This window comes from Rhizobium sp. Root482, assembly GCF_001426565.1.
Lineage (GTDB): Bacteria > Pseudomonadota > Alphaproteobacteria > Rhizobiales > Rhizobiaceae > Pararhizobium.
The window spans coordinates 154,062-174,238 of record NZ_LMFA01000020.1 but is presented as its reverse complement, the minus strand read 5'-3'; the positions used below and the strand labels follow the sequence as shown (position 1 = coordinate 174,238).

Below are 20,177 nucleotides of genomic sequence, written 5' to 3'. Positions count from 1 at the left end.
TTGATTTTGCTGGGAGAAATTTCCGAAGATGCGCTCAGGCGTTGAGCAAAAATTCAGCAGTCGCTTCATCGGTGATCAGGCCATTGATCAACCCGCCCTTGAGAGCCGCCCTCACCGCCTGATATTTTCGCTCGCCCTTGGCGATTCCGATAACGATCGAGGTTTGCCGTGACGGCAGCGGCACGCTGGCGACCCGCTGGTTGATGCTGCCGGACATCATCCGGCCTTCGCCATCGAACATCCAGCCGCAGATTTCGCCCGCGGCACCCTCGTCCATCAGCCGGTCCATTTCGTCACGCGCCAGAAAGCCGTCCTCGCAGAGCGGCGCCTGCGGGCCGAGTTCGCCGATGCCGACAAAGGCGACATCCGCCTGCGCGCCCAGTTGCAGCGCCGATTTGACCAGCGCCTGGTTGTGAAACATCACACGCTCCTCTGCCGAGGAAACGAGGACCGGCAGGGGCATTGGAAAGTGCCGGGCCTTCACCGCATCGGCCATGCTGAAGATGACGTTGTAGTAGGCTGCCGATCCGTCGAGGCCGATATTGCCGGTGAGCGAGACGATGCGGTGCTGCGGACAGTCCATCCCGGGAAGCTGGTCGATCGCCGCCTTCAGCGTCCTGCCCGTGCCGATGGCAAGGATGATCGGATCGGCCGATTTCAGCCAGCGCTCGATCTCGCTTGCCGCCGCCTCGGCGATGCCGACGGTGGTGGAGGAGGATCCGGGATCGCTCGGCACGATATCCACCTGACGAAGATCGTATTTCTCCTTCAGCGCCAGTCCCAGTTCTAGGCAGGCGGCGATCGGGTGATCGAGCCGGACCTTGATCAGCCGCTCGGTCATGGCAAGCGAAACCAGCCGCTGCGCCGACTGGCGGGAGATGCCCATGGCGGAGGCAATTTCGTCCTGCGTGCGCCCGGCAACGTAATAGAGCCAGCCCGCCCGCGCGGCGTCGTCGAGCCTGTTGCTACCGTCCGGTCTGCGCGCCATGTCCGTACTCCCTTGCAAAAACTGCTGACATTTTTTCCGGCCTTTTGTCAAACACCCGTCCTGCCACGCTTTTTCGTGGGGCAATCAAACCCTTGCGCAGCCGTGCTTCCAGCGCATTCACCCTAAAATTTTACCGTTTGATAAAAAAATAAACCGTGTTACCGTTTCGTCATCCTGAGGCACGACATTTGGGAGCAAAAAATGGGAACCACCGAAACTGGAATACTGAGCGGACGGCTGACACCCGTCGAATATGAAAAGAATTTTTCCGATCTGCACCCACCGCTCGACGAGCACGAAGCGCTGGTCGCCGCCGACCGCTGCTACTTCTGCCACGACGCGCCGTGCATGACGGCCTGTCCCACCTCCATCGATATCCCGCTGTTCATCCGGCAGATATCGACGGGAAATCCGGTCGGATCGGCCAACACGATCTTCGACCAGAACATTCTGGGCGGCATGTGCGCCCGGGTCTGTCCCACCGAAACGCTCTGCGAAGAGGCTTGCGTGCGCAACGAGGCGGAGCGCCGCCCGGTCGAGATCGGTCGCCTGCAGCGGTATGCTACCGATATCGCCCTGCACGACAACATCCAGTTCTACGAGCGCGCCGCGCCCACAGGAAAATCGATCGCCGTCATCGGCGCCGGCCCGGCAGGCCTTGCCTGTGCCCACGGGCTTGCGGTGAGCGGCCATGACGTCATCATCTACGACGCCCGCGAAAAGGCCGGCGGGCTGAACGAATATGGCATCGCCGCCTATAAATCCGTCGACGGCTTCGCCCAGAGGGAAGTCGATTACGTCCTCTCGATCGGCGGGATCGACATCCGCAACCGCCAGATGCTCGGACGGGATTTTTCGCTGAGCGACCTTTTGGCGAAACATGACGCCGTCTTTCTCGGCCTCGGCCTTGCCGGCGTCAACGCCTTGCGCGCCGAGGGCGAAGCGGCGGAGGGCGTCGAAGACGCGGTCGATTTCATCGCCTCTCTGCGGCAGTCCGAAACCCGCTCCGATATTCCCGTCGGCCGCAGGGTCGTCGTGCTCGGCGGCGGCATGACCGCGATCGACGCGGCCGTGCAGGCAAAGCTGCTCGGCGCCGAAGAAGTGACCATCTGCTACCGCCGCGGCAAGGAGCATATGAACGCCTCGGAATTCGAACAGGACCTGGCCGCCGCCAAGGGCGTTTCCATCCGCCACTGGCTGCAGCCTCGGCGCATCCTCAGCCGCGACGGCAAGGCGGCCGGCATCGAGCTCGACTATACGACCATCGAGGACGACCGCCTGGTGACGACGGGCGAAACCGGCGTGATCGTCGCGGACCAGATTCTCAAGGCGATCGGGCAGAGCTTCGATCCCGAGGGACTCGGCATCATCAGCCTGCAATCGGGTCGCATCGTCGTCGATCAGGAAGGCCGCACGTCTCTGGACGGCGTCTGGGCCGGCGGCGACTGCGTGTTCGGCGGCGAGGACCTGACGGTCTCGGCCGTCGCCATGGGTCGCGATGCGGCCGCATCGATCAACCGTGCACTCGCCGCTGTAACGCAGCCGGCTATTGCCGTCGCTTGAAGGGGAGAAAAGACAATGGCTGATCTGCGCAACAATTTCGTCGGCATCAAATCCCCCAACCCCTTCTGGCTCGCCTCCGCACCGCCGACCGACAAGGCCTATAATGTCGAGCGCGCCTTCAAGGCCGGCTGGGGCGGCGTCGTCTGGAAGACGCTGGGCGAGGAAGGCCCGCCCGTGGTCAATGTCAACGGCCCGCGCTATGGCGCCATCTGGGGCGCCGACCGTCGGCTTCTGGGCCTGAACAATATCGAACTGATCACCGACCGCGATCTCTATACCAACCTGCGCGAAATGAAGCAGGTGAAGATGAATTGGCCGGACCGGGCGCTGATCGCCTCGATCATGGTACCCTGCGAGGAGAACGCCTGGAAATCGATCCTGCCGCTGGTCGAGGAAACCGGCGCCGACGGCATCGAGCTCAATTTCGGCTGTCCGCACGGCATGTCGGAGCGTGGCATGGGTGCGGCCGTCGGCCAGGTGCCGGAATATATCGAAATGGTCGTACGCTGGTGCAAGCAATATACGCGCATGCCCGTGATCACCAAGCTGACGCCGAACATCGCCGATATCCGCAAGCCCGCCCGCGCCGCGAAATCCGGCGGCACCGACGCCGTGTCGCTGATCAACACGATCAATTCGATCACCTCGGTCAATCTCGATACATTCTCGCCGGAGCCCTCGATCGACGGCAAGGGCAGCCATGGCGGCTATTGCGGCCCGGCGGTCAAGCCGATCGCGCTCAACATGGTGGCCGAGATCGCTCGCGATCCGGAGACCCATGGCCTGCCGATTTCCGGCATCGGCGGTGTCACCACCTGGCGCGATGCGGCGGAGTTCCTTGTGCTCGGCGCCGGCAATGTCCAGGTCTGCACTGCGGCGATGACCTATGGCTTCAAGATCGTCCAGGAGATGATCACCGGCCTGTCCGACTGGATGGATGCCAAGGGCCATCGCAGCCTCGACGATATCTGCGGCCGTGCCGTGCCCAATGTCTCCGACTGGCAATATCTCAACCTCAACTATATCGCCAAGGCGCACATCGACCAGGATGCCTGCATCAAATGCGGCCGCTGCCACATCGCCTGCGAGGACACCTCGCACCAGGCGATCACGCAGTTCGTCGATGGCATCAGGCATTTCGAGGTGATGGAAGACGAATGCGTCGGCTGCAATCTCTGCGTCAATGTCTGTCCCGTACAGGACTGCATCACCATGATCGGTCTTGAACCGGGCACGCTCGATGAGCGTACCGGCAAGGTGGTGGATCCGAATTATGCCAACTGGACGACGCACCCCAACAATCCGATGGCCCGCCAGGCCGCCGAATAGTCGGGGCGAAATCAGCCGCCCTGGACAGCAGGGCGGCTGATGCAAGGCACGTAGATATCCGCTTTTCGGCCGAAGCGTCGATCTGTTCGCAAAATACGATACACTGTCTTTAAAACACGCGTTGCTCCGGAGCGCGAACTCGTCAATAACAGACAATGACGATATGCGGCGCGAGCCGCCGAACTCCGGATGCCTGTTTGAAGCTCCCTTCCCTGAGATCGCGCAAGAGACTCCATATCCTGACGGGCGCCTGCCTGGGATTCTTCCTGCTCACCCATTTTTCGAACCATGCCCTCGGCCTCGTTTCGCTCGACGCCATGGAGAAGATGCGTGACATTCTCAACCTCCTCTGGCGAAGCTGGCCGGGCACGGTGCTGCTCTACGGCTCGCTTGCCGCGCATTTCCTGCTGGCACTCGAAAGCCTCTACCGCCGGCAGACGCTGCGCATGCCCATTGGCGAAGCCCTGAAGATCGTGCTGGGACTTTCCCTGCCCTTCCTCATCGTCACCCATGTGGTCGGCACGCGGGTGGGATGGATGCTGTCGGGCTATGGCGACGGATATTATCAGGTCCTGCCGGCGCTCTGGTCGAGCTCCTACAACACCACCCGGCAGACGATTGCCCTCATCGTCGCCTGGACGCATGGCTGCCTCGGAGCCTGGTTCTGGATGCGCGGACGCAGCTGGTATCCGCGCTATTTCCTTCTGCTCTATACATTTGCGATCCTTGTGCCGCTGCTTGCCTTGCTGGGCTTCGTCTCGGCTGCCCGTTCGATGGACATGGGGCTGGCGTCGCAAAGCTGGTTCCTGGCCGAGCGCGCGTCACCGGAAACCCTGGCGCGGATCAAATTTTTCATCATCGCCGTCCTGTCCGGGATGATCGGTGCGACGCTGATCCTGCGGGCGATCCCCATACGCGGAAAGATCAGGATCACCTATCCGGACCGCACCATTTCGGTTGCAAGGGGCTTCAGTGTGCTGGAGGCGAGCCGTGCCGCCGGCATTCCGCATCTGTCGATCTGCGGCGGGCGCGGCCGCTGCTCCACCTGCCGCGTCCGGGTCACCGAGGGCCTCGAAAGCCAGCCGCCTGCAAACGAGGCAGAACGGGCGACGCTGACGCGGATCCGCGCGCCCGCCGACGTGCGCCTCGCCTGCCAACTGAGGCCGGAATACGACCTGGCCATCGCCCCCATTCTCGGAACCGGCAATGTCGGTGCAGGCACGCAACTGAGCGAACGGGAAGCGGCCGGACGCGAGCGCCGCATCGCCGTCCTGTTCTGCGACCTGCGCGATTTCACTCTGCTTGCCCAGCAGCAATTGCCTTTCGATACCGTTTTCCTGCTCAACCGTTACTTCGAGACCATCGGCGAGGCGGTCGAAAGCGCCGGCGGCGTGATCGACAAATTCATCGGCGACGGCGCGCTGGCGATCTTCGGCCTGAACACGAGCATAGAGGAGGCCTGCACCCAGGCGCTGACGGCGACCATTCGCATTTCGAAAGGCGTCGAGCGGCTGAACGGCGCCTTCACCAGCGAATTGGACAAGCCCTTGCGCATCGCCATGGGCATGCATGCAGGCCCGGCGATCATCGGCCAGATCGGCTATGGCAGAGCCTCGTCACTGACTGCCGTCGGTGACACGATCAATGCCGCCAGCCGGCTGGAAGGCTTTGCCAAGGAATATGATGCGCAGCTGGCCGTATCCGCCGACATGGTCCGCTACGCCGGACTGGCAATCGACGGACGGGAAACCTATCCCATATCGATCCGCGGCCGGGCGGGCACGCTCGAAACGCTGATCGTCCAGAATGCGCGCGAATTCGAGGACCTTATCAAGGCGGCACCTGCGGATGGGCCGCCGGCCTGATGCCGATCAGCCTCGGGAAGCCGTGGTACCGACGGACAGCCCGTTGACGAACAATTGCTCGAGAAAGCGCGCCGCGTCCTCGAAGCGCCCCTCGCCCGATTGGGTCTCTCCCAGAACACCGCGCACCTGTACGTCGAAATCGGCATAATGCTGCGTCGTCGACCAGATGGCGAAGATCAGGTGATAGGGGTCGCATCTGGCGATCTTGCCGGCAGAAGCCCAGGCCCGGATCACCTCGGCCTTCTCGTCGACCAGCGCCTTCAGCGGCCCCTTCAGCTCATCCTCGATATGCGGCGCACCCTGCAGGATTTCATTGGCGAACAACCGGCTTTCGCGCGGGAAATCACGGGCCATTTCCAGCTTGCGGCGGATATAGCTGCGGATTTCCGCGACCGGATTTCCCTCCGCATCGAATTCGCGCAAGGGATCGAGCCAGTTATCGAGCACCCGGTCGATCAGCGCCCGATGCATGGCTTCTTTGGTTCGGAAATAATAGAGCAGATTGGGCTTCGACATGCCGGCCACTTCGGCGATCTGGTCGATGGTGCTGCCTCGAAAACCGTGGGTGGCGAAGACATCGAGCGCTGCCTCGAGGATCAGTTCCTCCTTCTCCTCCTGGATGCGGGTTCGCCTTTGTGTCCTGGCTGCCCTCGGAAGTGCCATCTGCCCCTGCCCCTCGCAAGCACCGCCCGCCGGCGGCATATTCGTTCTAATTCCAGGTGGTCCAAAAATTCGGACGGCAATCCGGTTTTTTCTGTTTTTCGCCTTGAGTGCGGCAACGGAAGCTGTAATGTTTTACCAACCGGTCAAATTATCAGTCAGTTGAAACGCAAACGCAACGGCTGATCGCAGGGCAATCGAAAAAACCAGATGCCCCGATCTGACCACGGGAACGACGGGAGGCGCGACATGCGTTTCCCCTGAAAACTGATGAGGAGAACCGCCATGGCTCATGCACCCGGCGAGAACATGCGCGTCAATGCGGATCGTCTCTGGACATCGCTGATGGACATGGCGAAGATCGGTCCGGGCATTGCTGGCGGCAATAATCGCCAGACCCTGACCGACGAAGACGGCGAAGGCCGAAGACTTTTCCAGACCTGGTGCGAAGAGGCCGGCCTGGCGATGGGCGTAGACCGCATGGGCACCATGTTTGCCACCCGCGCCGGCACCGATCCCGATGCTCTCCCCGTCTATATCGGCAGCCACCTCGACACCCAGCCCACGGGCGGCAAATATGACGGTGTGCTCGGCGTGCTTGCCGGACTCGAAGTCGTGCGCACCATGAACGATCTCGGCATTAGGACGAAACACCCGATCGTCGTCACCAACTGGACGAACGAGGAAGGCGCCCGCTTTGCCCCCGCCATGCTGGCGTCGGGCGTCTTTGCCGGCGTTCATTCGCTGGACTATGCCTATGACCGCAAGGACCCCGAGGGAAAAAGCTTCGGCGACGAGTTGAAGCGCATCGGCTGGCTTGGCGATGAAGAGGTCGGCGCTCGAAAGATGCACGCCTATTTCGAATATCACATTGAGCAGGGGCCGATCCTGGAAGCCGAGGAAAAGCAGATCGGCGTCGTCACCCATTGCCAGGGTCTCTGGTGGCTGGAATTCACGCTGACCGGCAGGGAGGCCCATACCGGCTCGACGCCGATGAACCTGCGCGTCAATGCCGGCCTTGCCATGGCCCGTATCCTCGAAATGGTGCAGGATGTGGCGATGAGCGAACAGCCGGGCGCCGTCGGCGGCGTCGGCCAGGTGTTCTTCTCCCCCAATTCCCGCAACGTCCTGCCAGGCAAGGTGGTCTTCACCGTCGATATCCGTTCGCCGGACAAGGCCAAGCTCGACCGCATGCGCTCGAAGATCGAAGCTGAGGCACCGAAAATCAGCGACGCGCTCGGCGTCGGTTGTTCGATCGAGGCGATCGGCCATTTCGAGCCGGTGACCTTCGACCCGACTTTGGTGACGGCGGTGCGCACGGCGGCCGAAAAACTCGGCTACAGCCATATGAACCTGATCTCCGGCGCCGGCCACGACGCCTGCTGGGCCGCCAAGGTTGCCCCCGCCACCATGGTCATGTGCCCCTGCGTCGGCGGTCTCAGCCACAACGAGGCGGAAGACATCTCCAGGGAATGGGCCTCCGCCGGCTGCGATGTGCTGTTCCACGCGGTGGTGGAGACGGCGGGGATCGTGGGGTGAAGACGGTGGCCGTGGCCCCCTCATCCGGCCTTCCAGGCCACCTTCTCCCCGCTGGGGAGAAGAGGGAGGTTGCCGCTTGCCCCTCGAACACATCTCACGCTCGAATCGAGGTAAATTCTGGGAAGCGCGAATTTGCAATCGGTATTCCCTTCTCCCCGACGGGGAGAAGGTGGCCCGAAGGGTCGGATGAGGGGGCTGCCTCCGCACCGAAGTCAACGACGCGCGACATCACCAAACGTCAGTCCGGCAAGACGGTACAGGCTCGAAAATTAAGGCAAAGCGAGACCGAGGAAGAACACCATCTGTGGAGCGATTTGCGCGCCAGACGCCTCAACGGCCATAAATTCTCCCGGCAGATTCCGCTCGGCCCCTTCATCGTCGATTTCCTCTGTCGCGAGAAACGCCTGATCGTCGAAGTCGATGGCTTCCATCATGCCGATAGCCGCTCCGACCGCAGCCGAACCGCGTGGTTGAATGCCAGGGGATATTCGATCTTGCGCTTCTGGAACCACGAGATCTCGCGCCAGCGCCGATCCGTCCTTGAAACGATATTGGCCGCCCTGAACGGCGAGATCGCCGTCGAGGATGAGAAAACTGGCTTTTACTCGCCTGCCTCCGCGGAATTGAAAGAGTAGGAAACGATCATGACCACAATCATCAAGAACGGAACCATCGTCACCGCTGACCTGACCTACAAGGCCGATGTGAAGATCGAGGGTGGCAAGATCGTCGAAATCGGGCCGGACCTTTCCGGCGTGGAGACGCTGGATGCGACGGGGTGCTACATCATGCCGGGCGGCATCGATCCGCATACCCATCTCGAAATGCCGTTCATGGGCACCTATTCCACCGACGATTTCGAGAGCGGCACGCGGGCGGCACTTTCCGGCGGCACCACCATGGTCGTCGATTTCGCGCTCCCCTCGCCCGGCCAGTCGCTGCTCGAGGCACTGACCATGTGGGACAACAAGACCTCGCGCGCCAATTGCGATTTCTCCTTCCACATGGCCATCACCTGGTGGGGCGAGCAGGTCTTCAACGAGATGCAGACCATCGTTCAGGACAAAGGCATCAACACCTTCAAGCATTTCATGGCCTACAAGGGCGCACTGATGGTGGACGACGACGAGATGTTCCACTCCTTCCAACGCTGCGCCGAGCTTGGCGCTCTGCCGATGGTGCATGCGGAAAACGGCGACATCGTCGCGCAGATGCAGGCAAAACTGCTAGCAGAAGGCAATAACGGCCCGGAGGCACATGCCTATTCCCGCCCGGCCGCCGTCGAGGGCGAAGCGACCAACCGTGCCATCATCATTGCCGACATGGCCGGCAGCCCGCTCTATGTGGTTCACACCTCCTGCGAACAGTCACATGAAGCGATCCGCCGCGCGCGGCAGAACGGCATGCGCGTCTATGGCGAACCGCTGATCCAGCACCTGACGCTCGATGAAAGCGAATACGCCAATCCCGACTGGGACCACGCCGCCCGTCGTGTCATGTCGCCCCCCTTCCGCAACAAGCAGCATCAGGACAGTCTCTGGGCCGGGCTTGCGAGCGGCTCCCTGCAGGTGGTCGCGACCGACCACTGCGCCTTCACCACGCAGCAGAAACGCTTCGGCGTCGGCGATTTCACCAAGATCCCCAACGGCACCGGCGGTCTTGAAGACCGCATGCCGATGCTCTGGACGCATGGCGTCGCCACCGGCCGCATCACCATGAACGAATTCGTCGCCGTGACCTCGACCAATATCGCCAAGATTCTTAACATCTATCCGAAAAAGGGCGCCATCCTGGTCGGTGCCGATGCCGATATCGTCGTCTGGGATCCGAAGCGTTCGAAGACGATCTCCGCCACCAGCCAGCAATCGGCGATCGACTATAATGTCTTCGAGGGCAAAGAGGTTACCGGCCTGCCGCGCTACACCTTGACCGGCGGCGTCGTGGCGATTGAGGAATCGACTGTGAAGACCCGCGAGGGCCAGGGAAAATTCGTCAGGCGCGAGCCCTTCACCGCCGTCAATAAGGCGCTCTCCACCTGGAAGGACATCACCGCCCCGCGCAAGGTTCAGCGCACGGGCATTCCGGCAAGCGGGGTGTGAAAAGCTCACATGTCGCATCAGCCGCGCAACACCCCCCTCTGTCGCTTTGCGACATCTCCCCCTCAAGGGGGGAGATCGGGAGATTGCTGCGCGCCTGTTCCCAAACCATCAAAAAGAGCGCTTGCGGCCCTGAACATACTCCATGTGAGGCTGGCACCGCGTGCGCGGACAATCTCCCCCCTTGAGGGGGAGATGTCACGGAGTGACAGAGGGGGGTATCGCAACAACCCCGTCAGCCTCCCCGTCTCAAATGGGCACCAGCCTCTCCAGCTCCGGCAGAAGCACGACGCTCTCCTGCTCGTTGGGATCCGTCCGCGCGATAACCGCCGAAGCCGGCTGGTCGGAAAGATTGGCCGGCAGATGCGGAACGCCGGCCGGGATGTAGAACATCTCTCCGGCCTTGACGATGACATGGTTTTCCAGCCGGTCACCGTACCAGGTATGCGCCTCGCCCGACAGCATGTAGATCGCCGTTTCATGGGTCGCGTGCTTATGCGCCTTCGCCCGGCCACCCGGCGGGATCGTCAGAAGATGCATGCAGATGCCGGTCGATCCGACTGCTTCCGCCGAAATACCCTCGAAATAGCTGAACCCCTACTTGCCGTCATAGGTCTGGCCGGGACGGACGATCCGGCAGGTCGGTTTCGACGATTGCGACATTTCCACAGCTCCCCGGCAGCAATATCGCCGGCAGCATACCTCATTCGAAAAATATGAAGTACGACTATCGGAGACAGAGAGCCGAATGACGTCACAGCAATTTTCCAGGCAATGGCATTCAGGACGGAGCGAACCGGATACAATGACACTCTCACCAGCATCCGTCGTCTCGGCTCGCGATCTCGGCCTGACCTTCGAGACCAATGATGGCCCGGTCAATGCGCTCACCGGCGTCGATCTCGATGTTCGCAAGGGCGATTTCGTCTCCTTCATCGGCCCTTCCGGCTGCGGCAAGACGACATTTCTGCGCGTCATCGCCGACCTGGAAAAGCCGACCTCCGGCTCGATCACCGTCAACGGCACGACGCCGGAAGACGCGCGCAGGAACCGCTCCTATGGCTATGTCTTCCAGGCAGCCGCGCTCTATCCCTGGCGCACGATCGAGAAGAACATCGCCTTGCCGCTCGAGATCATGGGAATTTCCGGCGACGAGCGGAAGGAACGCATCGCGCGCACGCTCGACCTCGTCAATCTCACCGGTTTCGGCAAGAAATTCCCATGGCAATTGTCCGGCGGCATGCAGCAGCGCGCCTCGATCGCCCGCGCGCTCGCCTTCGATGCCGACCTGCTGTTGATGGACGAACCCTTCGGCGCGCTGGACGAGATCGTCCGCGACCATCTGAACGAACAACTGCTGAAATTGTGGGAACGGACCAACAAGACCATCTGCTTCGTCACCCATTCGATCCCGGAGGCCGTCTATCTCTCGACCCGCATCGTGGTCATGAGCCCGCGCCCCGGGCGGGTCACAGACATCATCGAATCGACATTGCCGAAGGAGCGCCCGCTCGACATCCGCGAAAGCCCCGAATTCCTTGAAATCGCCAGCCGCGTGCGCGAGGGCCTGAGGGCGGGGCATAGCTATGACGAGTAGAGACATCATCCGGGACGCTCATATCTCCGATATGCCCGCCTGTGCGGCAATTCTCAACGGCTGGATTGACGATACGTCCTGGATGCCACGCGTTCACGACCATGAGAATGTCGAGCGTTATTATCGCGACGTCGTATTTCAGGAGCGTCAAGTCAAGGTCGCCGATCTCGACGGCAGGGTATGCGCCTTCCTGGCGCTCTCCGATGACGCTTGCATCACAGCACTTTATGCCGATCGTGATTATCGCCGGGCAGGTTTTGGAAAAAAACTGATCGACACCGCAAAGGCAATCTTTCCTGAACGGCTGGACCTCTGGACGTTCGTAGAAAACAGGGGAGCGCAACAGTTCTACAGGCGCGAAATGTTCACGGAGGTGAGAAGAACAGACGGTGACAACGAAGAAAGTCTGCCGGATATCCTGTTCCGATGGACGTGCTCTTCGGAGTTGCCATCATGAACGCCACCTTCATCTTCTGGCTCGTGGCGGCAATGGCGGTCTTTCTCAGCGCGGCAACCGCATCGCGCTATTATGTTGCCAGCAATAATATCCTCCTCCTCGTCTTCTCGCTCGCTCTCTATTGCGTTGGCAATCTGATGATGGTGCGGCTGATGCGCGAAGGCGGGCTGGGGCTGGCCATTTCCGCCTCGGCGGTCGCGCAGCTTCTTCTGATCAATGTCATCGCCTTTGCAATCTTCGGCGAGCGCCTGACCCTTTCCCAGATGGCCGGCGTGGCGCTCGGCGTCGTCTCCATGGCACTGATGCTGCTGCCCTCGAGCGGAAAGGCCTGAAGATGGAAAAGCCGAGCTTTTTCAAGGACAGGATCCTGCCGGTGGGGACGATCCTGCTTGTCCTCCTCGTCGTCTGGTATGTGGCCGCGGTCTTCCTCAATGCGCCCTTCGAACGTGACACCGCCGCCCGCGCGGGAACGGAGATCACCTTCTCCGAAATCCTCCCAAAAACCATGTTCCAGCAGCGGCCGGTGCTGCCGGCACCCCATCAGGTGGTGGCAGAGATCTGGGATACGACATTCAACAAGCCGATCACTTCGAAGCGAAGCCTGGTCTACCATGCCTGGATCACGCTTTCCGCAACGTTGCTGGGCTTTGGTCTCGGCGCCCTTCTCGGCATCCTGCTTGCCGTCGGCATCGTCCACAATCGCGCCATGGATCGCTCGCTGATGCCCTGGGTGATCGCCAGCCAGACGATCCCGATCCTTGCGATTGCCCCCATGATCATCGTCGTGCTGAATGCCATCGGCATTTCCGGCCTCCTGCCGAAGGCGCTGATCTCGACCTATCTCAGCTTCTTCCCCATCGTCGTCGGCATGGTGAAGGGCCTGCGCAGCCCCGAGCAGATCCAGCTCGACCTGATGCACACCTATTATGCCAGCCCCGCCCAGACCTTCTGGAAACTACGCTGGCCGGCCTCCATGCCCTATCTCTTCACCTCGCTGAAGGTCGCCATCGCGATATCGCTGGTCGGCGCCATCGTCGGCGAGCTTCCAACCGGTGCCGTCTCCGGCCTCGGCGCCCGGCTGTTGGCCGGCTCCTATTACGGCCAGACGGTGCAGATCTGGTCGGCCCTGTTCATGGCGGCGGCGCTGGCGGCGGTGCTCGTTGTCATTGTCGGCCTGGCCCAGACGGCCGTTCTCAAGCGCATGGGGGTCAAGCCATGAATTCCGCTCTCCTCATCGGCGCGATCGCCTTCTGGCTGCTGGCCTGGGCCACGAACGAATGGCTCGTGCGCCGCACATTCACGAGCTCCTCGATGGCGCGGGCAGCGCGGCTTGCCGTACCGCTGCTTTTCGGCATTACAATCCTGGTGCTCTGGGAAGGCATCGTGCGCGCGTTCAACGTTCCTTCCGTGCTTCTGCCGCCGCCCTCGATGATTTGGACGCGGCTCATCAATTCCGTGCCGACCCTCTGGGCGGATTTTCGCCAGACATTCCTGAAGGCGGTCCTCGTCGGCTATGCGCTCGGCTGCGGGCTCGGCTTCCTCACCGCGCTCGCCATCGACCGTTCCCCTTTCCTGCAAAAGGGGCTTCTGCCGCTCGGCAATTTCGTCTCCGCCCTGCCGGTCATCGGCGTGGCGCCGATCATGGTCATGTGGTTCGGTTTCGACTGGCAATCGAAAGTGGCCGTGGTCGTCATCATGACCTTTTTCCCGATGCTGGTGAATACGGTCTCCGGGCTCGCCGCGACGAGTTCCATGGAAAAGGACCTGATGCGGACCTATGCGGCCAGCTGGTTCCAGACCCTGGTCAAGCTCAGGCTTCCCGCGGCATGGCCTTTCATCTTCAACGCGCTCAAGATCAATTCCACGCTCGCCTTGATCGGCGCGATCGTGGCCGAATTTTTCGGAACCCCCATCGTCGGCATGGGGTTCAGGATCTCCACGGAGGTGGGGCGCATGAATGTCGATATGGTCTGGGCCGAAATCGCTGTCGCGGCGGTGGCCGGCTCGGCCTTTTACGGGCTGGTTGCGCTCATCGAGCGCGCCGTCACGTTCTGGCATCCGTCCGTGCGCAACGCGCGAACGGCCTGAGAAGCGACCTGTCCGCAATGGACGGGCGTCATAAAAAGCCTGCCCTTCCGTGGTGGAGGGGCACAAAAAGAGGGAACTGACATGAAGACGAAACTTGCATCATTGCTGCTGGCAAGCGCCTTTTCGCTGTCCGCATTCCAGGCCGTCGCTGCCGACAAGGTGGTCCTGCAGCTCAAATGGGTTACCCAGGCCCAGTTCGCCGGCTATTACGTCGCCAAGGACAAGGGCTTTTACGAAGAGGAAGGCCTCGATGTGGAGATCAAGCCGGGCGGCCCGGATATTGCTCCGCCGCAGGTGATCGCCGGCGGCGGCGCCGATGTCGTCGTCGACTGGATGCCTTCGGCGCTGGCGACCCGCGAAAAAGGCGTGGCGCTGGTCAATATCGCCCAGCCGTTCAAATCGTCGGGCATGATGCTCACCTGCCTGAAGGAATCCGGCGTCACCTCGCCGGACGATTTCAAGGGCAAGACGCTCGGCGTCTGGTTCTTCGGCAATGAATATCCCTTCCTCTCATGGATGAGCCAGCTTGGCCTGAAGACCGACGGCGGCCCCGACGGCGTCACCGTGCTCAAGCAGGGCTTCAACGTGGATCCGCTGATCCAGAAGCAGGCCGCCTGCATCTCCACCATGACCTATAACGAATACTGGCAGGTCATCGATGCCGGCCTCAAGCCGGAAGACCTGGTGACCTTCAAATACGAGGACCAGGGCGTCGCCACGCTGGAAGACGGGCTCTATGTGCTTGAAGACAAGCTCAAGGACCCGGCCTTCAAGGAAAAGATGGTGAAATTCGTGCGTGCCTCGATGAAGGGCTGGAAATACGCCGAAACCAATACCGACGAGGCGGCCGACATCGTTCTGGAGAATGACGCGACGGGTGCCCAGACGGAAGAGCACCAGAAGCGCATGATGAGCGAAGTCGCCAAGCTCACCGCCGGTTCGAACGGGGCACTGGATGAGGCAGATTACAAGCGCACCGTCTCGTCCCTGCTGAAGGGCGGCTCCGATCCGGTCATCACCAAGGAACCTGTCGGCGCCTTCACCCATGAGATCACCGATGCTGCCCTGAAATAACCTCGATATCGAGTTTTGCTACCACAACGCGCGGATCACTTCCGCGCGTTGCCTATTTGAGGACACCGGCGACGGCTACAATTTTTCGTGAAAGAACTCTGCCTTGCATCAATGCAACAAATAAAATAATGAGGCACCATTCTTTCTTCGACTGGGACCTTGCATCGTCCACAAGGCCTAACTAAATAGAGCCGAAGCATTTTTGAGGAGGATGCGGAGGAATTTTCCGTTCATTGTGACCGAGACGGCAGTTTCCTTCCAATTCTTCAATTGACGACGGCAATTCCTTGCTGGAATCGCGCGGCGTCGGAAATCTGACATCCGCAATTCCAGGAAAGTGAGCCGATGGCCCTCCCCAAGACGCCCGCCTTTTGCATTTCTGCCGCTATCTTGCTGTTTTTCCTGCCGAACGCCAGTTTCGCGGAAGAGGCACAGGCGCCGAAACCCGAGCAGGCCCTGCCCTCCATCGTCGTTACCAAGGTCGAAAACCAGTCGATTACCGACAGGGTCGTTGCCACCGGAACCATCAAGGCCGTTGAGGAAATCTATGTTTCGCCGCTGGTCGATGGACTTTCCATTCGCTCGCTGAATGCCGATATCGGCGACCGCGTCGAGGCGGGAGCCGTGCTGGCGACATTGAACGAGGACATGCTCCTCCTGCAAAAGAGCCAGTATGCCGCAAGCCTTGCCAAGGCGAATGCCGCACTGGCGCAATATCAGGCGCAACTGGCCGAAGCCAATGCCAATGCCGAAGAGGCAGCGCGGGTAAGCGAGCGTTCCAAGAAGCTTTCGGAAGCGGGCTCCATGTCCACAGCACAGGCTGATCGCGAAGAGGCGGCCGCTACTGCAGCGCGTGCGCGCGTCAACTCTGCCGAACAGATGATCGCCGTGGCCGAGGCCGATATCCAGGTCGTCGAAGCGCAGATAGCCGATGTCGATCTGCGTCTCGCCCGCACCGAGGTCAAGACCCCGGTAAGCGGCCTCGTTTCGGCAAGGACCGCAAAGATCGGCGCGATCGCCAGCGGCGCCGGCGAACCGCTGTTCACCCTCATCCGCGATGGCGCGATCGAAATGCAGGCGGATATTCCAGAAACTGATCTCGTCCGGCTGGCCTTGGGTGAAAAGGTCCTGGTGACGCTGGCGGGGGCCAGGAACGAGCTTGCCGGAAAGGTCCGTCTGATTTCACCGCGGGTCGATGCGCAGACGCGTCTCGGAACCGTCTATATCGCGCTTGACGAGCCGGACAAGGCACGGGTGGGCATGTATGCGGATGCCCAGATCATCATCGAGGAAAAGCAGGCCATCGTCCTGCCGCTGACGGCAGTGACGACCGCCAATGACGAGACGATCGTGCGCAAGGTCGAAGACGGCGTCGTCCATATGGCCAAGGTGACCACCGGCATCCAGGACGGCGAATTCATCGAAATCACCACGGGCCTGAAGCCGGGTGACACCGTGGTGGCCAAGGCAGGCGCCTATGTGCGTGATGGCGACAAGATCAATCCGGTGACATCCGCCTCCACGGCGACCAATTGACGGGAACACGGATATGAATTTCTCAGCCTGGGCAATCCGCAACCCGATTGCGCCCATCCTCGCCTTCGTCTTGCTGATGTATCTCGGTTACCAGTCGTTCAACACGCTGCCGATCACCCGCTTTCCGAACATCGACGTGCCGATCGTCTCCGTCAGCGTCAGCCAGAGCGGCGCGGCGCCGGCCGAACTCGAGACGCAGGTGACCAAGGAAATCGAGGATGCGGTCGCCGGAATTTCCGGTGTCGATCACATCACCTCGACCATCAGCGACGGGCTTTCGAGCACCGCTGTCATGTTCAAGATGGACGTGCCGACCAACCAGGCGGTGCAAGACGTCAAGGATGCCATCGACCGCATTCGCAGCGACCTGCCGGCCTCCGTCGAGGAGCCGATCGTCTCCAAGGTCGATGTCGAGGGCCAGGCAATCCAGACCTTCGCTGTCTCTTCACCCGGCATGACCCTGGAGGAAATCTCCTGGTTCGTCGATGATACGATTAAGCGCGCCCTCCAGGGCCAGACCGGCATCGGCCGGATCGACCGTTACGGCGGATCGGACCGCGAAGTCCGCGTCGAACTGAACGAATCCCGGCTGAATTCCTACGGGATCACCGCCTCCGACGTGAACGGCCAGTTGCGCAAGATGAACACCGATCTCGGCTCGGGCCGCGGCCAGGTGGGAGGTAGCGAACAGGCGATCCGCACGCTGGGCGATACGCGCTCGGTCTCCGGCCTTGCCAATACGATGATCGCCCTGCCGAACGGCCGCTTCGTCCGCCTCTCCGAGCTCGGCAGCGTCACGGATACCTATGAGGAGCCGAAATCCTTCTCGCGTTACAACGGCGATCCCGTCGTCACCTTCGCGGTCTTCCGTTCCAAGGGCGCAAGTGAGGTCACGGTTGCCGAAACCGTGGAAAAGACGCTCGCGGACCTGCATACGAAATATCCGGACGTGTCGATCGAACTGGTCAACGATTCGGTCTATTACACCTATGGCAATTACGAAGCGGCCTTGCACACGCTGCTCGAAGGCGCCCTTTTGGCGGTGGCCGTGGTTCTGCTCTTCCTGCGCAACTGGCGCGCTACCTTGATCTCGGCCATGGCCTTGCCGCTTTCGGCCATTCCCACATTCTGGGTGATGGACCTACTCGGATTCTCGCTCAATCTCGTCAGCTTCCTTGCCCTGACGCTGGCGACCGGCATTCTCGTCGACGACGCGATCGTCGAGATCGAGAATATCGCCCGCCATATCAAGATGGGCAAATCGCCCTACAAGGCGGCCATCGAGGCAGCGGACGAAATCGGTCTCGCCGTCATCGCAACCACCTTCACCATCATCGCGGTCTTCGTCCCGGTTTCCTTCATGCCCGGCATTCCGGGCCAGTATTTCATCCAGTTCGGCCTGACGGTTGCCGTGTCGGTGTTCTTCTCGTTGCTGGTCGCGCGGCTGATCACACCGGTAATGGCCGCCTATCTGATGAAATCCGGCGACGGAGACGGCCACCACGACGACAGCGACGGCCGGCTGATGCGTGGCTATACCTGGCTGGTGACGACGACGACGAGGCGCTGGTATATGCGTTATGCCACGCTCGTGGCCGCCATCGCCTTCGTCATCGGCTCGGTCATGTTGCTGATGACGGTTCCCGGCAGCTTCCTGCCGCCGGAAGATGCATCCCGCATCGTGCTCTCGGTCGAATTGCCGCCCAATGCCATGCTGGAGGACACCGACACAACGACGGCGCAGATCTACGACAAGATCAAGGATCTCGATGGCGTCGAGGGCATATTCGTGCTCGGCGGCGCTTCCCCGAAAGGGGACCTCGAACTGCGCCGTGCCACCATCACTGTCATGCTGGGCAAGCTCGATCATTCGCTTCTCAACAAGGTGGTGAACGATGTTCTCGGCGGCATGCCCCTCATCGGCTCCTATATGCCGAAATTGCCGCCGGCCGGTCGCATCATTCCGCAGGCCGAGATCGAAAAACAGGTCTATGCCGCCGTTCGCTCCATCCCGGATGTGCGCATTCTCAAGCTGAACGACCGCGGCGAGCGGGATCTGTCCTTCAATCTGCTGTCTGGAAACGACAAGGATCTGAATGCGGCGGTGGCATTGCTGGAGGCCAATCTGCGCGACGAGCCGCTGCTCGCCAACATCAGCCCGGACGGCGCCTTGCCGCGGCCCGAGTTGCAGATTCGCCCGCGCGCCGACCAGATGTCGCGGCTGGGCATCACCACCGCCCAGATCGCCGACGTCGTGCGCGTCGCAACGATTGGCGACATAGATGCGGCGCTGACGAAAATCTCCCTCGACGACCGGCAGATTCCGATCCGCGTCCAGATCGATACGGATTTCCGCACCGATCTTGCCGCGATCCGCAACCTCAAGGTCCAGACCGCTGCCGGTGCGCTGGTTCCGATCTCCACGGTCGCCGATATCAACTATTCGGAAGGGCCAAGCTCGATCAAGCGCTATGACCGCTACCGTGTGGTCACCATGGGTGCCGATCTGCCCACCGGGGTGGCACTTAATTCCGCCACGGATCGCTTCAAGCAGATCGCCAAGGAAACCAAGCTGCCGCCGACCGTGCAGTTCCTTGAAAGCGGCGATGCCGAGATCCAGGCGGAAATGGAGCAGGGTTTCGGCAATGCCATGCTGCTCGGCCTGATGCTGGTGCTGGTGGTGCTCATTCTTCTGTTCAAGAACGTCATCCAGCCCTTCACCATCCTGTTCTCCCTGCCGCTCGCCATCGGCGGTGTGGCGGCCGGGCTGATCCTGACCCAGAACGCCATGTCGATGCCGGTGCTGATCGGCATCCTGATGTTGATGGGCATCGTCACGAAGAACGCCATCCTGCTCGTCGATTTCGCCATCGAGATGATGCAACAGGGAATGGAGCGAACACATGCCATGGTCGAAGCCGGCCGCAAGCGTGCCCGGCCGATCATCATGACCTCGATCGCCATGTCGGCGGGCATGTTGCCCTCGGCGCTCGGCGTCGGCGAAGGCGGCTCGTTCCGCGCGCCGATGGCGATCGCCGTGATCGGCGGCATCATCGTCTCGACGGTGATCTCGCTGGTCGTGGTGCCCTCCTTCTTCCTGATCATGGACGACCTGTCCCGGCTGCTCGGCTGGTTGTTCGGCCATCTGGTCGGCGGCAAGGATGAGGAGCAGGAAATCCTGGAGAACGCAGCGCTGACCGATATCGTTACCGAGCAGAACAGGACGATCGGCGAACTGCAACAAAGGCTGGAGCGACTGGAAGGGCCAAGACGCGGCTCGAACGTGATAAGCCATCCGGCACTGGCTGCGGAATAGGTCCGCGCAATTGCGAAAAAGCCGGCGCATCCTCGATGCGCCGGCTTTTTCATTACCGATCCTTCCGCT

The 20,177-nt window shown here is 61.3% G+C and carries 16 protein-coding genes and 1 pseudogene; 14 read left to right on the top strand and 3 right to left on the bottom strand.

Translation table 11 applies throughout. From position 1 onward, the window contains the following. Nucleotides 1–34: 34 nt before the first annotated feature. Entirely contained in the window at nucleotides 35–988 is a 954-nt protein-coding gene (locus ASD31_RS13030) for a sugar-binding transcriptional regulator (RefSeq protein WP_056334076.1), read from the bottom strand. 201 nt (nucleotides 989–1,189) lie between these two features. Between ASD31_RS13030 and ASD31_RS13025 the strand changes: the two genes are divergently transcribed. The 3 genes from ASD31_RS13025 to ASD31_RS13015 all read left to right on the top strand — a co-directional run bounded on the left by ASD31_RS13025 (nucleotide 1,190) and on the right by ASD31_RS13015 (nucleotide 5,745). After that, entirely contained in the window at nucleotides 1,190–2,551 is a 1,362-nt protein-coding gene (locus tag ASD31_RS13025; RefSeq protein ID WP_056334072.1) for an NAD(P)-dependent oxidoreductase, read from the top strand. Between the two features lie 15 nt (nucleotides 2,552–2,566). Then, the gene (gene preA / locus ASD31_RS13020; RefSeq protein ID WP_056334069.1) at nucleotides 2,567–3,880 is read left to right on the top strand and encodes an NAD-dependent dihydropyrimidine dehydrogenase subunit PreA; all 1,314 of its coding nucleotides are present in this window, start codon (nucleotides 2,567–2,569) and stop codon (nucleotides 3,878–3,880) included. Between the two features lie 197 nt (nucleotides 3,881–4,077). Beyond that, nucleotides 4,078–5,745 carry an adenylate/guanylate cyclase domain-containing protein gene (locus ASD31_RS13015; protein WP_056334066.1) on the top strand — a complete coding sequence of 556 codons (1,668 nt, stop codon included), beginning with the start codon at nucleotides 4,078–4,080 and terminating at the stop codon, nucleotides 5,743–5,745. A gap of 6 nt (nucleotides 5,746–5,751) precedes the next feature. Here ASD31_RS13015 and ASD31_RS13010 read toward each other — a convergent pair whose 3' ends face one another. After that, nucleotides 5,752–6,408: a TetR family transcriptional regulator C-terminal domain-containing protein gene (locus tag ASD31_RS13010; protein ID WP_056334703.1), complete on the bottom strand. Its 657-nt coding sequence runs from the start codon at nucleotides 6,406–6,408 to the stop codon at nucleotides 5,752–5,754. A 282-nt stretch (nucleotides 6,409–6,690) separates the two neighbouring features. Here ASD31_RS13010 and ASD31_RS13005 point away from each other — a divergent pair, with 282 nt between their 5' ends. From ASD31_RS13005 to hydA, 3 genes are read left to right on the top strand one after another with little or no spacing between them, the layout of a single operon-like run. Continuing rightward, entirely contained in the window at nucleotides 6,691–7,944 is a 1,254-nt protein-coding gene (locus ASD31_RS13005) for a Zn-dependent hydrolase (RefSeq protein WP_056334063.1), read from the top strand. Beyond that, nucleotides 7,941–8,579 (top strand): endonuclease domain-containing protein, encoded by a 639-nt coding sequence (locus ASD31_RS13000; RefSeq protein ID WP_056334060.1) that lies wholly within the window; start codon nucleotides 7,941–7,943, stop codon nucleotides 8,577–8,579. The genes ASD31_RS13005 and ASD31_RS13000 overlap by 4 nt, the downstream gene beginning before the upstream one ends. Before the next feature lie 9 nt (nucleotides 8,580–8,588). Beyond that, a complete protein-coding gene (gene hydA / locus ASD31_RS12995) occupies nucleotides 8,589–10,043 on the top strand; it encodes a dihydropyrimidinase (protein ID WP_056334059.1) in 1,455 nt (484 codons plus the stop codon). A 246-nt stretch (nucleotides 10,044–10,289) separates the two neighbouring features. On the opposite strand, the pseudogene ASD31_RS12990 reads toward hydA, so the two are convergent. Beyond that, a pseudogene (locus ASD31_RS12990) lies at nucleotides 10,290–10,703 on the bottom strand (cupin domain-containing protein). A 142-nt stretch (nucleotides 10,704–10,845) separates the two neighbouring features. On the opposite strand from ASD31_RS12990, the gene ASD31_RS12985 reads away from it, so the two are divergent. From ASD31_RS12985 to ASD31_RS12950, 8 genes are all read left to right on the top strand, one after another. After that, nucleotides 10,846–11,637 (top strand): ABC transporter ATP-binding protein, encoded by a 792-nt coding sequence (locus ASD31_RS12985; protein WP_056334056.1) that lies wholly within the window; start codon nucleotides 10,846–10,848, stop codon nucleotides 11,635–11,637. Beyond that, nucleotides 11,627–12,094, top strand: a complete 468-nt coding sequence (locus ASD31_RS12980; protein ID WP_056334053.1) for a GNAT family N-acetyltransferase — start codon at nucleotides 11,627–11,629, stop codon at nucleotides 12,092–12,094. Before ASD31_RS12985 ends, ASD31_RS12980 begins: the two co-directional genes overlap by 11 nt. Next, complete coding sequence (locus tag ASD31_RS12975; RefSeq protein WP_056334700.1) at nucleotides 12,091–12,426, top strand: hypothetical protein; 336 nt, start codon at nucleotides 12,091–12,093, stop codon at nucleotides 12,424–12,426. Before ASD31_RS12980 ends, ASD31_RS12975 begins: the two co-directional genes overlap by 4 nt. Before the next feature lie 2 nt (nucleotides 12,427–12,428). Beyond that, nucleotides 12,429–13,313 (top strand): ABC transporter permease, encoded by an 885-nt coding sequence (locus ASD31_RS12970; RefSeq protein ID WP_056334050.1) that lies wholly within the window; start codon nucleotides 12,429–12,431, stop codon nucleotides 13,311–13,313. Further along, on the top strand, nucleotides 13,310–14,182 hold the full coding sequence (locus ASD31_RS12965; protein ID WP_056334047.1) for an ABC transporter permease: 873 nt from the start codon (nucleotides 13,310–13,312) through the stop codon (nucleotides 14,180–14,182). Before ASD31_RS12970 ends, ASD31_RS12965 begins: the two co-directional genes overlap by 4 nt. An 81-nt stretch (nucleotides 14,183–14,263) precedes the next feature. Then, complete coding sequence (locus ASD31_RS12960) at nucleotides 14,264–15,256, top strand: ABC transporter substrate-binding protein (RefSeq protein WP_056334044.1); 993 nt, start codon at nucleotides 14,264–14,266, stop codon at nucleotides 15,254–15,256. 345 nt (nucleotides 15,257–15,601) lie between these two features. Then, nucleotides 15,602–16,792 (top strand): efflux RND transporter periplasmic adaptor subunit, encoded by a 1,191-nt coding sequence (locus tag ASD31_RS12955; RefSeq protein WP_056334039.1) that lies wholly within the window; start codon nucleotides 15,602–15,604, stop codon nucleotides 16,790–16,792. Between the two features lie 13 nt (nucleotides 16,793–16,805). Next, nucleotides 16,806–20,108, top strand: coding sequence for an efflux RND transporter permease subunit (locus ASD31_RS12950; protein WP_056334037.1), 3,303 nt, complete (start codon nucleotides 16,806–16,808; stop codon nucleotides 20,106–20,108). Nucleotides 20,109–20,177: the final 69 nt, after the last annotated feature.

Coding starts and splice junctions, on each gene's coding strand:
- ASD31_RS13005 (WP_056334063.1), top strand. CDS start 6,691: ATGGCTCATGCACCCGGCGAGAACATGCGCGTCAATGCGGATCGTCTC.
- ASD31_RS12975 (WP_056334700.1), top strand. CDS start 12,091: ATGAACGCCACCTTCATCTTCTGGCTCGTGGCGGCAATGGCGGTCTTT.
- ASD31_RS12950 (WP_056334037.1), top strand. CDS start 16,806: ATGAATTTCTCAGCCTGGGCAATCCGCAACCCGATTGCGCCCATCCTC.
- ASD31_RS12970 (WP_056334050.1), top strand. CDS start 12,429: ATGGAAAAGCCGAGCTTTTTCAAGGACAGGATCCTGCCGGTGGGGACG.
- hydA (WP_056334059.1), top strand. CDS start 8,589: ATGACCACAATCATCAAGAACGGAACCATCGTCACCGCTGACCTGACC.
- ASD31_RS13025 (WP_056334072.1), top strand. CDS start 1,190: ATGGGAACCACCGAAACTGGAATACTGAGCGGACGGCTGACACCCGTC.
- ASD31_RS13010 (WP_056334703.1), bottom strand. CDS start 6,408: ATGGCACTTCCGAGGGCAGCCAGGACACAAAGGCGAACCCGCATCCAG.
- ASD31_RS12960 (WP_056334044.1), top strand. CDS start 14,264: ATGAAGACGAAACTTGCATCATTGCTGCTGGCAAGCGCCTTTTCGCTG.
- ASD31_RS12965 (WP_056334047.1), top strand. CDS start 13,310: ATGAATTCCGCTCTCCTCATCGGCGCGATCGCCTTCTGGCTGCTGGCC.
- ASD31_RS12985 (WP_056334056.1), top strand. CDS start 10,846: ATGACACTCTCACCAGCATCCGTCGTCTCGGCTCGCGATCTCGGCCTG.
- ASD31_RS13030 (WP_056334076.1), bottom strand. CDS start 988: ATGGCGCGCAGACCGGACGGTAGCAACAGGCTCGACGACGCCGCGCGG.
- preA (WP_056334069.1), top strand. CDS start 2,567: ATGGCTGATCTGCGCAACAATTTCGTCGGCATCAAATCCCCCAACCCC.
- ASD31_RS12955 (WP_056334039.1), top strand. CDS start 15,602: ATGGCCCTCCCCAAGACGCCCGCCTTTTGCATTTCTGCCGCTATCTTG.
- ASD31_RS12980 (WP_056334053.1), top strand. CDS start 11,627: ATGACGAGTAGAGACATCATCCGGGACGCTCATATCTCCGATATGCCC.